This is a genomic window from Magnetococcus sp. PR-3, from assembly GCF_036689865.1.
Lineage (GTDB): Bacteria > Pseudomonadota > Magnetococcia > Magnetococcales > Magnetococcaceae > Magnetococcus.
In genome coordinates this window covers 1-13322 of the sequence record NZ_JBAHUQ010000031.1, presented here as the reverse complement: position 1 = coordinate 13322, position 13322 = coordinate 1, and the positions used below count along the sequence as shown (strand labels likewise).

Sequence of the window (13322 nt, the reverse complement as noted above, 5' to 3'; positions counted from 1 at the left end):
TTGCTCAGCTCTCGCCGACTGTAGCTACGAGACTACCAAATTCAGGTCCGCATGTCCGGAATTAAAACGTCCGGACATTTTAACCTCGGTTCAAGACAGCAACGATCTGGAAGATGCCCGCTTTCCAGTGAGCAAACAGAGTCGATCTGGCACGGCCAAAACGGCGCATAATAAGCTTCCATGGCACTCTCTCGGCACGAAACCACAATAGCCGCCTATCATCGGTTTCCAGCCACGAGAGCCACTCCAAGACCTCGTCCATACGATTGATGGCCTCAGGTGAGGGTGGCCCCAACCTGACCTCCGCTGATCCCCAGCCATAGGCATCGTAAAACTCATGAATCACCTCTGGCCATGACGAACGAGCTTCCTCCGGTTTCAATCCTTTTACCGGCAAGCGTTTCATGGTTCTAGCCGCCTCTTCAAGCCGCTTGGCCACAACAGTGGCATCCCATTTTTCAGGCATAGCGCACCTCCTTGTGGCGACGGCCATACAACCGATTTCCCAGTTGCTGAACCAACTCCCGTTCCGGCCAGGTCAAACGGTTATCGTCCTGCGATACCACCAAGATGCCATGGCGGTTCCACCCTTTGCGCTTTTGCTCATCCACATCCTCCCGGCTCTCCTGGTAACGAGCCAAAGGACTACGGGGCATGTTGGGGCCACCGATCATCGTGCACCTCCTGTCCCCAGCACGTAGTGCAGCAGAGCCAAGGCATCGCTCTCATTGTCATCGGCAGGTTGGTGCCCAAGCCGCTTCATGGCGTGGATCACCTGAGCCTTGGAAGCGTTGCCCTTCCCTGTTGCTGATTTCTTGATCGTGCCCACCGGCACCCCTTGGTAGGGCACCTCCGAATTTTCAGCCCACTCGGTAAGGTGAGCCAAGAATCCCCCATAGACGTGGGCTGCTGTCGTGCCGATATGCCTGCGTACCTCCTCAAAATAGATCTGTCCCAGAGGCACCGTACCGGTCATCTCATCCAGCCAGGCCTTAAACCGGACCCACTGCATACCGCCCCCTTCGAACCGGCCCAGCTTGAACGACATCGTACCGCTGACGATGGTGCCGTCAGGATGGTGTAGTGCCCATCCCATCTGGGTGCCCAGATCCAGGGCGAGAATAGCGCCTGCGTTGTTGATAAGTTTGCCCGTAGGCACGTTGGAAGAAACAGTCATCGTCCTCACTCCTTCAGTGAAGTTGGTGAGGGCGACGATGGGAGGCGGCCAAGCCTAAAATCGGCGCTCTACTGGATAAATCATGCAACCATTTGATTTTTCAGCGTTTGACAAAATAATTGACGCGTAAAATCACATAACATATTGATTTATATTATGATTAGTGAAACACGTCAATTCCTCAAGCCTATAAAGAAAAAAACAAAAAGATACTTACTCTATATTCTATATATATATGTGTTTTTTTTAGTGAGATGCCAAATTGAAGCATTATAAATTCACCTTTTAAATCCAGCAGTTGGAGAACAAAGCCCGTCAACCTCATCATTTGACGGGCTCCTGAACATTCAACGGACTTCTTTGTAGGTCTTTGACGGGCTCCTGAACATTTAACGGACTGCTTTGTAGGTCATAGCAGGCCTGGTCTTTGTCGTTTGATTCCAAGCAACCACCACCTCTGCTTCCAACAAGGTTTGCAGGATATCTTGCCGCTCACGTTTATCGAGAAACTGGGTTTTCCGGGTAAGATCTCTTTGAGTGATGCCTGAGTGGCCCGCCTTCCTGATTACGCCAAGAACACGTTTATGATGTTGCTCTGTGCGGTTATCAGCAACATGTTGTTCAACATCACTGATGACGCTGTTGACCGCATAACGCACCAGGGCAATGGCCCATACAGCATCCACCTCCCGGATGATCGGTTTCGATGGGGTGAACGACACCGCCCGGATAAGGGCCACTTTGGAAGCGTTTTCCCATACCCGTGCTAAAATGGGTGACCAAGGGGTCGAGCGAGCCTTACGTAGGAGAGTGATCACCTGCTTATTCAAATCATCAAACAGCGCACGGGCTTCATCACACATGGGCACTACCATGGGGTCGATAGCGGTTTCTGGGCCAGAAGTCACCCCCTGCATGTTGCCACCCCCCATGCTGCCTCCCTCGGCTATGGCCATAGCGGCTTCGATCAACGCATCGGGAAGAGGCCTGATGACATTGCCTCCACCACCCTCGGGGTAGTCATCCTGGGTCTTCAGGATCAGAAAGCGCGCAAGGGAGCCATCGGCTACATTAGCGCTCTTCAACGCGCCCCAGAACAGTACAGGCGTAGTGGTGCCGTAGACACACAGACAGGGCTGATTAATGTCCTTGCGCCCCTTCTTATCAGGTGTTGCGTACTCCGGACCAAGAAAGGTGGTGCTCGCCGAGGAGTAGAGTTCGGTCATCAAATCCAGGATGTCGGTGATGTGTCGGGGGCTGCGCTTTCGGTCGGCAGCCGCATCCAGAAACATGCCGAACTCATCCTGCTGGAACAGAATGGCCGGTTGGTCATGCACCGCACGCAGTAAACCGGCCCCGGAGGCGATGCGGTTACCGCCCAGGTGCTTTTTTAACCCGGCCCGCATGAACAGGTCGATGATCACCTCTCGGCTATGGTTCTTCCCGGAACCGCTATCTGCAATGCCGACGATGTAGAGGTTGGATCGCAGGTCAGTCTCCGTCCGATACCGCCGCCCCATCAACGATCCGAGGGCGCAGAGTGCATTACCAACTGCCAAGATGGGCTGAGGTCTTGTGGCGGTCTCCAACATATGATGCACCAACATGCCCAGTGCTCCGTCTAGATCGGTGGGATCCCACTCCGGACCATCTAGAAACGGGGGGCCATCCACCTCTGATGTTGGGGGAGGCAGTGTGTGCATTTTTTGCATGAACTGAGCTGCTGGATGTGGTCCGGACTGTGGCAGATTATCCGGGTTTAATGTGATGGATGGATCTGGCCGCCAGCCATTCTGCCCCGCTAAGTGATAGATGGTCCCCGCACCGATAAGGGTGGGCTTGAACCCAGCCCATGCGCTGGCGGTCTCCTCAGACACATTCTTGGAGGAGCATGAGGACCATTCGGCAAATAAACTTGCACCTTCCTCACCCAAAGCCCCTTTGATGGCCATGCCAATGCGCACCCAGTCATCGTAGGGCAGATCGGCATTGACGATGTAGCGCATGGCATCAGCCACCGCCTCGAACGTACCACGTTGATCTCCAGACGTGGCCATGGGGTAAGTGGGCTGGTACGAAACTGGTGTATTCTGCTCTGGCAACCGAGTCGGTCGTATTCTCTCCGGTAAGAGCGCCAACCCCTGATCGATAAAGTCGTGCGCCTGCTGCTCGGCAATCACCGGCAGATCAGCCAACGACAGATCAATCAATTCCTGGTTGGTCCACTGATATGGTTTCCCGGTATCTGGGTGGATCGCATAGGCCACAAACTGTTGTCCCAGGCAGAGCACCTCCAGGGGGTGCTTCTTAATCCCTTTGAAGGGTGTGTCTGTACGGTAGACCAGAAGCCGCTTCGGCGCACGTCCGATGCGCACTGCAGGGGTAGTTCCCAACAGCTGTATTGCTAACTGCTCCAACTGTAGCGAAACTGTCTCATCTTCTACGTCGATATCAATGCCCGCCACCATACCTCCGGGAATGCCGATCCCCGCATCGGGCCACTGTTTCCAAATCGCCAATTCATGCTCGGTGGTAGCGCGGCTTGCATGTTTGTTCCACCCCTTGTAAGGGGTCCACTTGCTCTGCAGGTAACTACCTGGATACTTATGCCCCGGGGCGATAGGCAGTATGGGAAAACCTGCGGCCACTAACCGGTCGCCATGCTGCATCATGAAGTTCTCGTTCATTCCTCACCCCCCTAAAACGGTACGTCATCCCAAGCATCGTCCACATCCATCTGTGCCTTGGCATCCAGATAGGCGGTCACGATCACCTGAATCAGCATGAGAAACTCACCCACCGAAAACCTAGCCAGATCGGTTTTCCCCAAGCTCTCAATATACTCACCCGCCAGCGGCCCGGCGGCGTTCATGGCTGCTAGTTCACGCGGCGTTGGATCGATCATCACCCACCTCCTTGTCGCTGAAACGGCAGTCCACAACCTCAGTAAATTTGCCATTGGGGCGGATTTTGATCTCATCCGGGATGGGTAGACCGTCAACCAGGGATAGCGCCTGTTCCACGCTGTCCGGCACCGGGACCTTCAGCCCCACGCGTTGAAACCACCACTGGACGGCTTTCTGGCGGGCGTAGCCGCTGTGCTCAAAACAGACCCACTCCTTGTGCCATTGCAGACCACACAGATACTCCACCCGCAAGGAGGGGGGCTTACCCTCCTTTTGGTGCCGTTTGTAAACGATGTCATAGACCGCTACCCACTCCGGTTTGCCTTTGGAGAGGATCTCCTTGGTGGTGGCAGTAGCATTGATCTTGATCTCCGATGGCGGAAACTCATAATCGCACTCGATGCAGTGTCGCACTGCTGCTGCATTGATGGTCTGGCACTCGGGACAGGTTTTGATGGGAGCCTCGCTATCCTCATCCTTATCCCGCTTTGCTGTGGCCTTGATTTGATCAATGGGACCATGGCGCGCAACATTTCCCGCGAAATCCAATACCAGACAGTTTTCCTTGCTAGGAAAGAGACGTGTGCCCCGCCCCGCGATCTGCACATAGAGCCCGGTGGACTTGGTGGGGCGCAACATAGCGATGAGATCTACAGACTTGACGTTGAACCCAGTGGTGAGCACATTCATGGCCGCCAATGCCCGAATCCGCCCGGCACGAAACTCCTCAACAATCCAATCCCGCTCCTCCTTGGGGGTGTGCCCGAAGATCCCCTCGCAGGAGTAACCACGTGCCTTGATCGCATCACGCACATGCTCGGCGTGGGCGACACCGGAACAGAACAGCAACCAGGCGCGCCGCTCCTGCCCGAAAGCGATGATCTCCTCCACGGCAGCCCGAGTAACATCCTCTCGGTTTACTGCTGCCTCCAGCTGGCCTGCTATGAACTCACCACCCCTGGTGCCGACCCCAGTCACATCCAGTTGGGTATCTGTCTTCTTGCTAATTAATGGGGAGAGGAAGCCATCATCGATCAGATCGTTGATGGGGACGTCGAAGGCGATGTCGTCAAACAGAGCATCCTTACCCTTATGCAACAACCCAGAATCCAACCGATATGGGGTGGCTGTAAAACCGATGATCTTCATGTAGGGGTTGATAGCGGTCAGCTCCTCCAGGAACTTGCGGTACATGGTGTTGGCTTTTCGTGGGATCAGGTGGGCCTCATCCACCAGCACCAGATCACAGCGCTGAATGTCATAAGCGCGTTTGTGTACCGACTGTATGCCACAGAAGAGCACTTGAGACGCTACATCCCGCTCACCCAATCCAGCGCTGTGAATGCCTGCCGGAGCCTGTGGCCAAGCCCCTAAAAGCTCCGCATGGTTCTGGCTAATCAGTTCACGCACATGGGTGACCACCAGAATGCGGGTCTCCGGATAGTGATCAATAGCCTCTCGGATAAAGGTGGCCATCACCAGGGATTTCCCCCCGGCAGTAGGAATAACGATCAACGGGTGGCCGTTCTTCTCCTGAAAGTAGGTATAAATGGCATCAATAGCTTGGCGTTGGTAAGGGCGCAGCTCTAACATGGCGCACCTCCACCAGCCACATTGCACCAGAGATTCCCATCGGGGAGTTGATAGGTGACAGTTCCGGCATTCGGATCTACATCTACCTGCTTACCTGGCACCAAATCGGGGATGAAAAGGTGGTCGTCGCAGCCCTCTTTCTGCTTGGCCACCTCTAGAGGATGACCATGCGTTTCACACATCCACCATCCCTCACCCATTGCTGATGCATGCATACAGGTACGACAGTTGACGTCGGCAAAGCTCCTTTCATGACAGAGGGGGTGATGGTCACACATCCGGCAGACCCACCACGCAGGATCTTCGTTGATCTTTTCTGGAGGGCGTTCAGCAAAGATAATTCGGCCCGCCTTGTCCACAAGCCGATCAGCAATGTCACGATCCACCGGAACCCGTTCGGCATAAAGCGCGTCGGTGTCTTTGCACACTGCCAGATAGAGCGCCCGAGTCATGCCAGTGAGGCGCATATAGACCTGCATTTGGGCGTAGTGTTGCGGCTTGGACTCCAGTACGCCCTTGTTCTGGAGCTCTTTAAACGATTTTATGTTGTGCGTTTTGAACTCGCATACATGCCATGTTTTTGGAGCCTCCGGCACGCCTAGAGCGACACCGTCCAGACTACCGCCAAAGTGCCCCCCGTGGGCTTCAACTTGCCACTGCCGCCCTGTTTCTGGATTGATATCCATGATGGTAACGCCGATGCGCCGCAGGTTGGCTACTAGGCGATCCTCTTCACGTTGACCGGTCTCAAACAGGCGCAGCAGACGACCAGGGTGATGTTGACGCGTGGCCCAGCGGAAATCCAACCAAAGAGCCCGTTCACACTCTTTGCCGATAAGGGATGCGCCCAGGTGGGGGCGAAAGCCGTCTCCAGAATCTGCCTCGTAGGCGTTGTAGATTGCCTCTATCGTCAAGGATTGGGGAGGTGGGAGTTTGGCCATCACACCACCTCTCGATCGGCAATACAGTGGGCCTCGTCAAGAACCTTCCGCCATTGGGAATCCTCATAATCAGATCGCACGATTTCGATGATGGCGTCTTTCAAGCGTTGTTTACGCGCCTGTTTACCGCCAGGCAGCTGCTTGATGTGTTCTTTAATACGGGCTAAACGCTCCTGTTTATGACGTAATGCTGTACGGGCACGGTGAAACCAAGCGGCATCAATCTGGCCGCCTGAGGCTTGCCGGTTTAGATCTGCCGCCGCGATTTGATCGCGAATGGCACGAATTTCCGATTGTAGAGTGATCATCTGTTCCTGGCAGTCGGGCCGGGTAACAGGCATAGAGGGATTGTTCCCTCCATCCAGTTGGTCCAGAATGGAAGTGTCCATGACCTTCTCCTCAGAGTGTTTGTGGACAGGGCGGGCCGTTACCGATGCTTGGCCGCGAGGTAACGGTTCCGCCCGCTGCGCCTATTGCCCCATGCGTTTCCAGGGGCCGTCACCACTGGCTGTTGGGGGCGGAGGCTGTTGCCCTTGTGCAGGTTGTTGCTGAACAGGAGGCACCGTCTGTGGTTGAGCTGTTGGAGCACCACCGACCGGCTTGTAGCCCTTCACCTCGTTGTAGCCGCTTTTGCCCACCGACACTTTTGCGATAAGGGGTTGAAAGTGTAGATCTTCAGAATCCTGCACTTGCATACGGCCTAAGGCGTGGCAGATGGCAGAGAGTGCCCGTTGAGAGATCTCCACGGCTTGGTTGTTGGGATTAATAAGATTGAGCCGGTCATAGACTTTGCGTCCGGCATGAACGCCCTCTAGAACATCCATCTCCAACCAGAGGTATTGACCGGTGCCCGCTTTTGTAACCCGCATCTCGCTGTTGATGATCTGTACCCGGTAGTCGCCCGGAGGTAGATTCTCTTGGGGTTTGCTGGGATCTACCTGAGAGGCGTCGAAGGTTCCACCAAGATTGGCCATACGTCATTCTCCTATGCGTTTTGCTGTGCGTTGCCTGTGAGATGCCCCTGCAGGACAGACCAGTCCATAGGTAACTCGGGAGGCAGGTTGTAGCGGTTCTTAGCTAAAAATGCGGGCCGCTCCTGAGTGAAAAGCACACGTTCACCGGTACCGACGGCGCGGTTGACCTTTTTCTGAAAGCCAACATCGGTTTTGGTCGTGCTGACGCGGTAATTGGCAAACAACACACAATCACTGTGCTCCTGGATCAACGCCGACGCTTTAGCGTGAAGCTTGATTTCGTACCGGTCGTAGGGGTCATGCTCAGGGCTGTCGAAGCGTTTGATGATGGAGTGAGCGATTTGGATCACCACCATGTTCTTCTCATCCCGTAGGCGGTTGAGCCTGTCCAGATAGGTGCGCCAGAGGTCCATGGCGAAGACATATCCCTTGCCGTAGCCAATATCTTCAATGCTGCGTACACCCTGCTGGGAACAGACCTCGCCCCAGATCAAAGGCTCCAGCCAATCCAGGCTGTCCACCACCACGGTGGCAAAGGTATGTTGTTCGGTGAGCAAGGCATCCAGCGCCCCGATTACCTCCCCATAACTTCTGGCCAAGGGAAAACTGGTCGCCTGGATCTGGCCCAACCCATCTTCGGTAAGGATGAACACCGGGTTGGGCGCACCCGCTGCCAAGGTAGTTTTACCCACACCAGCGACGCCGTACTCCGTAATGCGCGGTGGCCGCGCATCCTGAGCACGATTAAGGGAGTCGAGAGAGACAGCCATTACGCAACCTCCTGCTCAGGAATGGAAAGCTTGAACGAGGGCTTACCAGGTTTAACGGTACGGGCCCCTTCAAAGGCGCTGCGGATCTGTGAGGGCCAAGCCTTGAATTTGCTCTCTGGAACCTTGTAGGTGACTTCCAGGTATTCGTTGGGATCCTCACCTGCCTTGTGAATCCGATCGAAAAGATCAGAGAGCCGTTTTTGATCCCACTGTGGGCGTTTGGGCAGTTCGGCAACCACCTGAACATCACCATCTATAAAGCGCACAGTGCCGAAGTCCTTACCCGCTTCTTTGCGCATAAGCGCTGCTTTCTCCGCATAGCGCCGAGTAAGAATTCCTTCCAGAAGCTCCTTGGTTAGCTTGGCTGCCTCCACAGCTTTTACCGCCTGCTGTTGCAGCATGGCCAGTTGTTCAGATGAAAGCTCCACCAGCTCACCCATAGGCATGTTGCGAAGCTCATTTAAGGTTGGGTACAGGTCTGTCTTCATGATCTGTTTCTCCATCTTGTTCTCTTTTCTGGCCTCTGGCTTCCAGCGAGGAAGCACCATGTGCCGCAAAAATTTCTGTTGAATGTTCTCCAGAGCCTTTTCATGGCTCAGATCCAACACTTGGCAGATAAACCTGAAACTGCCCGGCTCTGTTGACCGACTTTTGAACCACTGTTTGAGGTGAATCACATCCTGTCTAAACAGGTGCTCATTCCAGAGCTTTGGTTTATGTTTCACCCTTTTTAACAGGGACCCAGCATCTTTAAGGGCCATGGCTAGAACCGCTCGCCACAGGTCGACTTCTCCCGAATTTATGGATGGCTGAACGCTGATCGCGACAATGTTCATCACACTGCTGCGCCAGACGCAGGCGCACCTCCCTGAACGTTGACAGAACGTGTGTGAATGAACTGTTCAACATCATGCAGCCGGTACATGATTTTTCGACCGATGCGCACATATGGGAGGGGGTAGCGTTTGGAAACACGCCAGTTAGAGAGAGTGGTTACTTCAATGCCCAGCATTGCGGCTGTCTGCTTGGGTGAGATCAGTTGAGTGGCTTGATGTTGGTGACAAGGTGTGTACATGAGTGTTTCTCCAGTGGTTGATGTTTGCTGTTGAAGAAAACCTTACACCCACCACCCAACAAAAAAATCTGGCAACTGACAGGTGCCAGTTTTATTTCTGTTAACAACCACTTTTCACAAAAACTTACATAGACTTAATAAAAACGAAAACAACCAGACTTCACACAATTGTTACACAACTTTTGCACCGAACCGCTAAATCTGCCTATTTTTGGCCAATTCCAGAATCTGGGTGCCAGTTTTTTCTACCTTTGATTTGAAAGGGGTTTTTAAGATTTCCTGCTATTATTCGACTGGTGCTTTTAAAAAAGTGGAAAGGGGACCAACGCCGTATTTATTTGCACGGGTTGTTTTTTACAACAAACACCGATGAACACTTATCATAGAAAGATCGTTATTTATTGTTTTTATGAGAGATTCTACATATAGCAGCAACCTGCTATATGGATTTAGATTTACAGGCTGTCGCAAGAGGGGGTGCAAAAGATGACGTTAAACACTCACACTGGCCAGTTTGAATGGGCTCAAAAGAAGTTCATTTGCTGCGTATGATGGGATACCCCACTCTCAAAGATGAATAGGGGCAAAAAAACACCCCAGAACGGGGCGAAGGAGAATGATCACATTAGGATAGAGCCAAACCTTATTTAACTCTTTGGACGGCCCCGCTTACGCTCTGGCATAATTGGCTTGAGCCAACGACGGTAGGTCCTCTCACTGTAAGGTTTACCCTCACAAGCGATCTTGGTGATGGCCTCAGATGAGAAAAGCTTGGTAGCAGGGGTGTAAGGATCAAGGCTGAGCAGATACTGAGCGATGGCTACCGTTCTTTCATGATGACGCTCACGCAGTGACAAAGGCTCTTCATTTGCGGCTTCAACAGGAGATTGAGATACACTCTGGTTAAGATGTTTTTTTTCAAACTGTCGTATCTCATCGCCTGACAGTTTCAACATATCCATGACCACCTCAATTGCATCATCACATTGGTACTCCAATCCTGGCATAGAGTAGTGACGAATCAATCGTTGATGACCATCCTCAGTATCTTTTAGGTAGGTTACATCCACCTGACCATAGGACCAGAGCGTTCCAATATCCTTTTCTGATAATGGTAGCAGGCCATGCATATATCTGGTCTCAAACGGAATATTATAGTGCTGCCCATCGCTATCTTCTTCAATACAGGAAAGCTCTACATGGCAATGAGGAACCCATATGGACAGTTCAAGCTTCCCTTCCATCCCATAGGACAGCAGGTCGTTTTCCGAACAGCGCCATCTTTCAGCTACTTCTTTGATGGTATAAAACTGTTTGGGAGGCAGCGGCATTCTAAACCACCATTCCTTTCTTATTATTCGATGTTCGTTCGTATTTCGTCATGGCTCATACGCTACCACCAGCAGCAAACATATGTCAAACACCATTTCTTTTGACATGCCAACACAACCCTGGCACACTCCTTCACATGGATACTATTGGAACACGACTCAGAGCTGCACGTCAGGAACTTGGTGTTTCTCAAAAGAAACTCGCTGACATGTGTGGCGTAAGCCAAGCACTCATTCATAAGGTTGAATCTGGAGGCACGGACTCAACCGGTAAACTTGTGCCCATCGCCAACGTGCTCAATGTTCGGCCTGAATGGCTCCACAGTGGCGAAGAGCCCCGGCGTTGGGGTAACCCCCAATACAAAGACCTCAAAAGCGATGTTGACCCCTCTAATGCAAGTGGGGGCGTCCCTCCAGACCATGCTACCGCAGATGGTTATGCCCTTATCCCCCTCTACTCTGTTCATGCGAGTGCAGGGCTTGGTCAGCAAGTGATTCAAGAGGATATTCTTGATCACTTGGCCTTTAAAGCTGGATGGTTAGAGAAAAAAGGCTTGGATCCAAGAAAGCTTGGGATGATTCTGGCTCAAGGGGATAGCATGTTCCCTACATTCAATGACGGGGATGTCTTACTGCTGGATATGGGGCAGCGCGAGGCTGTGGATGGGAAAGTGTTTGTTCTTCGTTCTGATGAACATCTTTTTGTAAAACGCCTGCAGATTCTCCCTGGCCGCATTCAGATTGTCAGTGACAACCCCAAATACTCTCCTGTGGAGGTGACATCAGAGCAACGGGAGCTATGGGAAATCGTCGGCCGAGTCGTCTGGGTAGGCCACGAACTCTAATCCACCTCATCACTCTTCCCACTTTGTTTTACTCCTCAAACACCTCAAAAACTTTCGATCTTTTTTGTGTTTGGTTGACTTACTAACAGCGTGATAGCCTCAGGATGAAACTCAACTCCTAAGGTGTTTGATCATGCTCCAAGACTCAATTCCATATACCCCCTATCAAGGCAACGCTATCGATCCAGACCTTCTTACAATAGAGGAGCGTTTGGATGAAATCGCTGAGATTCTTGCCAATGGTGTTCTGCGCCTTATGGAGAAGAAGAATCTGCGCACCTCCTTGAAAAAACAGCAGAAACCTCTGGACTCCGTTTCCGAACAGAGCGTACATGGTGACCAAGGTATTCCACAAAAACAAGGAGATGAACACCATGAGCAGTGACGTTTTGAAGCGGATGGCCGCACTACCGGAGAAATCCACCGATGAGCTCAAGGAGATGTGGCAGAACCTCTGCCAAAGCAGTGTTCCACCCTACAATCGAACCTACCTGATCAGGGGGCTGGCCTACCGTATTCAAGAGTTGGCCTGGGGTGGAGTTTCCCAAGCCACCAAGGCCAAACTGGAAGCGCTGGCGGCTGAGGAGAAGACGATGGATCGTACGCCTACCCCCATCCGTAATGATGGGCTACCGGTGGCAGGAACTCGATTGGTCAGAGAGTGGAAAGGTGTGGAGCACACCTGCACGGTGCTCGATGATGGCTTTGATTACCAGGGGCGCAAATTCAAGAGCCTCTCCGCAGCTGCAAGGGCTGTTACCGGCACCCGGTGGAACGGGAAGGTTTTCTGGCTGGGAGGGAAGAAATGAACAAGAAAAAGCCTATCAAAAAGATCCGCTGCGCCATCTACACCAGAAAGAGTACAGAAGAGGGTTTAGATCAGAGTTTCAACAGCTTGGACGCACAGCGTGAAAGTTGCGAGAGCTTTATTATCTCACAAAAAGCAGAGGGTTGGACACTGGTTCCCGACCATTATACAGATGGAGGATTTAGCGGTGGCAACATGAACCGCCCTGCCCTTCAGCAGTTGATGAATGACATACGAGCAGGGCGCGTCGACTGTGTAGTGGTCTACAAAATTGATAGGCTTTCCCGCTCCCTGGTAGATTTCACCAAGATGGTGGAGCTGTTTGATCAGCACAATGTCACCTTCGTCTCCATCACCCAATCCTTTAACACCACAACCTCTATGGGCCGACTGACACTCAACGTGCTTTTATCGTTTGCTCAGTTCGAACGGGAGGTGGCTTCAGAGCGGATCCGAGACAAGCTGGCGGCCTCACGCAAAAAGGGTATGTGGATGGGTGGCCACCCTCCTCTGGGCTATGATGTAGAAAACCGCAAACTGGTGATCAACCAACAGGAGGCGGAGCTGGTCCGCCACATCTACGACCGGTTCGCCAAGACAGGCTCTACCACCCTACTTGTAAAAGAACTCGCTGAGCAGGGTCACCACACTAAATCCTACACCGCAAAATCGGGGCGGGTCCGAGAAGGCAAACCCATCGACAAGGGGCATCTCTACCGTATTTTGGGCAACCGTACCTATCTGGGAGAGGTGGTCACCAAAGGGGAGACTTACCCCGGTGAGCATGAGCCCATCATTACCCTGCGCCAGTGGGAAAAAGCGCAATCGGTGCTGAATCAGAATCGGCGACAGCGCTCGACCAAAACACGTGCTGACAGCCCATTTCCTCTCAAGGGTATTAT

The 13322-nt window shown here is 52.7% G+C and carries 17 protein-coding genes; 4 read left to right on the top strand and 13 right to left on the bottom strand.

Annotated features, from left to right (window positions below; translation table 11 throughout):
- Window positions 1–79: 79 nt before the first annotated feature.
- The 13 genes from V5T57_RS15770 to V5T57_RS15710 all read right to left on the bottom strand — a co-directional run bounded on the left by V5T57_RS15770 (window position 80) and on the right by V5T57_RS15710 (window position 10767).
- Complete coding sequence (locus V5T57_RS15770) at window positions 80–466, bottom strand: DUF6362 family protein (RefSeq protein WP_332892208.1); 387 nt, start codon at window positions 464–466, stop codon at window positions 80–82.
- Window positions 459–674: a hypothetical protein gene (locus V5T57_RS15765; protein WP_332892207.1), complete on the bottom strand. Its 216-nt coding sequence runs from the start codon at window positions 672–674 to the stop codon at window positions 459–461. Before V5T57_RS15765 ends, V5T57_RS15770 begins: the two co-directional genes overlap by 8 nt.
- Window positions 671–1177 carry a crossover junction endodeoxyribonuclease RuvC gene (locus V5T57_RS15760; protein WP_332892206.1) on the bottom strand — a complete coding sequence of 169 codons (507 nt, stop codon included), beginning with the start codon at window positions 1175–1177 and terminating at the stop codon, window positions 671–673. Before V5T57_RS15760 ends, V5T57_RS15765 begins: the two co-directional genes overlap by 4 nt.
- Window positions 1178–1566: 389 nt before the next feature.
- A complete protein-coding gene (locus V5T57_RS15755) occupies window positions 1567–3864 on the bottom strand; it encodes a bifunctional DNA primase/polymerase (RefSeq protein ID WP_332892205.1) in 2298 nt (765 codons plus the stop codon).
- Between the two features lie 11 nt (window positions 3865–3875).
- Entirely contained in the window at window positions 3876–4082 is a 207-nt protein-coding gene (locus tag V5T57_RS15750; RefSeq protein ID WP_332892204.1) for a DUF6511 domain-containing protein, read from the bottom strand.
- Window positions 4060–5676: a DEAD/DEAH box helicase gene (locus V5T57_RS15745; RefSeq protein ID WP_332892203.1), complete on the bottom strand. Its 1617-nt coding sequence runs from the start codon at window positions 5674–5676 to the stop codon at window positions 4060–4062. Before V5T57_RS15745 ends, V5T57_RS15750 begins: the two co-directional genes overlap by 23 nt.
- Window positions 5670–6617, bottom strand: coding sequence for an oxidoreductase (locus tag V5T57_RS15740; RefSeq protein WP_332892202.1), 948 nt, complete (start codon window positions 6615–6617; stop codon window positions 5670–5672). The genes V5T57_RS15745 and V5T57_RS15740 overlap by 7 nt, the downstream gene beginning before the upstream one ends.
- Window positions 6617–7006 (bottom strand): hypothetical protein, encoded by a 390-nt coding sequence (locus V5T57_RS15735; protein ID WP_332892201.1) that lies wholly within the window; start codon window positions 7004–7006, stop codon window positions 6617–6619. The genes V5T57_RS15740 and V5T57_RS15735 overlap by 1 nt, the downstream gene beginning before the upstream one ends.
- A gap of 81 nt (window positions 7007–7087) precedes the next feature.
- Window positions 7088–7591 (bottom strand): DUF669 domain-containing protein, encoded by a 504-nt coding sequence (locus tag V5T57_RS15730; protein ID WP_332892200.1) that lies wholly within the window; start codon window positions 7589–7591, stop codon window positions 7088–7090.
- A gap of 11 nt (window positions 7592–7602) precedes the next feature.
- Complete coding sequence (locus tag V5T57_RS15725; RefSeq protein WP_332892199.1) at window positions 7603–8361, bottom strand: ATP-binding protein; 759 nt, start codon at window positions 8359–8361, stop codon at window positions 7603–7605.
- Window positions 8361–8849, bottom strand: a complete 489-nt coding sequence (locus V5T57_RS15720) for a hypothetical protein (RefSeq protein WP_332892198.1) — start codon at window positions 8847–8849, stop codon at window positions 8361–8363. The genes V5T57_RS15725 and V5T57_RS15720 overlap by 1 nt, the downstream gene beginning before the upstream one ends.
- A gap of 347 nt (window positions 8850–9196) precedes the next feature.
- Entirely contained in the window at window positions 9197–9436 is a 240-nt protein-coding gene (locus tag V5T57_RS15715) for a helix-turn-helix domain-containing protein (protein ID WP_332892197.1), read from the bottom strand.
- 647 nt (window positions 9437–10083) lie between these two features.
- A complete protein-coding gene (locus V5T57_RS15710) occupies window positions 10084–10767 on the bottom strand; it encodes a hypothetical protein (protein WP_332892196.1) in 684 nt (227 codons plus the stop codon).
- 137 nt (window positions 10768–10904) lie between these two features.
- On the opposite strand from V5T57_RS15710, the gene V5T57_RS15705 reads away from it, so the two are divergent.
- The 4 genes from V5T57_RS15705 to V5T57_RS15690 all read left to right on the top strand — a co-directional run.
- Window positions 10905–11612: an XRE family transcriptional regulator gene (locus tag V5T57_RS15705; protein WP_332892195.1), complete on the top strand. Its 708-nt coding sequence runs from the start codon at window positions 10905–10907 to the stop codon at window positions 11610–11612.
- 133 nt (window positions 11613–11745) lie between these two features.
- Window positions 11746–11997: a hypothetical protein gene (locus tag V5T57_RS15700; RefSeq protein ID WP_332892194.1), complete on the top strand. Its 252-nt coding sequence runs from the start codon at window positions 11746–11748 to the stop codon at window positions 11995–11997.
- The gene (locus V5T57_RS15695) at window positions 11987–12421 is read left to right on the top strand and encodes a DUF2924 domain-containing protein (RefSeq protein ID WP_332892193.1); all 435 of its coding nucleotides are present in this window, start codon (window positions 11987–11989) and stop codon (window positions 12419–12421) included. The genes V5T57_RS15700 and V5T57_RS15695 overlap by 11 nt, the downstream gene beginning before the upstream one ends.
- Window positions 12418–13322 (top strand): recombinase family protein (locus V5T57_RS15690; RefSeq protein ID WP_332892192.1); only part of this gene is annotated, 905 nt, incomplete at its 3' end. The genes V5T57_RS15695 and V5T57_RS15690, both read left to right, overlap by 4 nt.

Bases quoted from the DNA above. Each gene is read 5' to 3' on its own strand.
- V5T57_RS15770 (WP_332892208.1), bottom strand. From the start codon at position 466: ATGCCTGAAAAATGGGATGCCACTGTTGTGGCCAAGCGGCTTGAAGAG.
- V5T57_RS15765 (WP_332892207.1), bottom strand. From the start codon at position 674: ATGATCGGTGGCCCCAACATGCCCCGTAGTCCTTTGGCTCGTTACCAG.
- V5T57_RS15760 (WP_332892206.1), bottom strand. From the start codon at position 1,177: ATGACTGTTTCTTCCAACGTGCCTACGGGCAAACTTATCAACAACGCA.
- V5T57_RS15755 (WP_332892205.1), bottom strand. From the start codon at position 3,864: ATGAACGAGAACTTCATGATGCAGCATGGCGACCGGTTAGTGGCCGCA.
- V5T57_RS15750 (WP_332892204.1), bottom strand. From the start codon at position 4,082: ATGATCGATCCAACGCCGCGTGAACTAGCAGCCATGAACGCCGCCGGG.
- V5T57_RS15745 (WP_332892203.1), bottom strand. From the start codon at position 5,676: ATGTTAGAGCTGCGCCCTTACCAACGCCAAGCTATTGATGCCATTTAT.
- V5T57_RS15740 (WP_332892202.1), bottom strand. From the start codon at position 6,617: ATGGCCAAACTCCCACCTCCCCAATCCTTGACGATAGAGGCAATCTAC.
- V5T57_RS15735 (WP_332892201.1), bottom strand. From the start codon at position 7,006: ATGGACACTTCCATTCTGGACCAACTGGATGGAGGGAACAATCCCTCT.
- V5T57_RS15730 (WP_332892200.1), bottom strand. From the start codon at position 7,591: ATGGCCAATCTTGGTGGAACCTTCGACGCCTCTCAGGTAGATCCCAGC.
- V5T57_RS15725 (WP_332892199.1), bottom strand. From the start codon at position 8,361: ATGGCTGTCTCTCTCGACTCCCTTAATCGTGCTCAGGATGCGCGGCCA.
- V5T57_RS15720 (WP_332892198.1), bottom strand. From the start codon at position 8,849: ATGAAGACAGACCTGTACCCAACCTTAAATGAGCTTCGCAACATGCCT.
- V5T57_RS15715 (WP_332892197.1), bottom strand. From the start codon at position 9,436: ATGTACACACCTTGTCACCAACATCAAGCCACTCAACTGATCTCACCC.
- V5T57_RS15710 (WP_332892196.1), bottom strand. From the start codon at position 10,767: ATGCCGCTGCCTCCCAAACAGTTTTATACCATCAAAGAAGTAGCTGAA.
- V5T57_RS15705 (WP_332892195.1), top strand. From the start codon at position 10,905: ATGGATACTATTGGAACACGACTCAGAGCTGCACGTCAGGAACTTGGT.
- V5T57_RS15700 (WP_332892194.1), top strand. From the start codon at position 11,746: ATGCTCCAAGACTCAATTCCATATACCCCCTATCAAGGCAACGCTATC.
- V5T57_RS15695 (WP_332892193.1), top strand. From the start codon at position 11,987: ATGAGCAGTGACGTTTTGAAGCGGATGGCCGCACTACCGGAGAAATCC.